1 pseudogene is annotated in these 516 nt (G+C 36.8%); it reads right to left on the reverse strand.

Going from position 1 to position 516, the window contains the following annotated elements:
- Nucleotides 1-196 precede the first annotated feature (196 nt).
- Nucleotides 197-516 (reverse strand): annotated as a pseudogene (locus BFP75_RS10860) (IS21 family transposase); the annotation flags it as partial.

Here is a 516-nt window from a genome sequence, read left to right on the forward strand (position 1 = left end):
TCAGACGTTCTATCTTTCTGTTCTGCCTATCATCCCATTCGGATTGTATTAGATAGGCTATCAGCTCATCATTGGTGTAATCGATGCTCTGTGATGATAAGCTGGTATCAAAAGCCCTGAGCATTCCATGAAGCCTTAACTGTTTCATCTGTTCTAATGTTTGTGTATTCATATTTCTGTTTTTAGAGTTTCTATTTTATTTGTAATAATGGCCTCCTCTGATGTTATCATGGCTAGGCATATCAATTTCTTGTTCTATGTTTTCATCAAGGCTATCCCATCCTTTTTTGAGAATACGTTCGATGATATTGTAATTGTACGCTCCATAGTCCGAGGCTCTTTTACAGGCCTTGTCCAATCGGTTATTGCCTACCTTTTTTGCTAAGTGCAATACACCCAAACATGATTTATAAGACTGTTCAGGATGTTGCTTTTTATCTAGTATTTTGATGATATATACTTTGCAATCTTCTCCTATATGACCTGCCCATGCAATGAACTTTTCACTACTCCATT

Origin of the sequence: Maribacter sp. 4G9, from assembly GCF_002742265.1 — a bacterium.
Taxonomy (GTDB): Bacteria; Bacteroidota; Bacteroidia; order Flavobacteriales; family Flavobacteriaceae; genus Maribacter.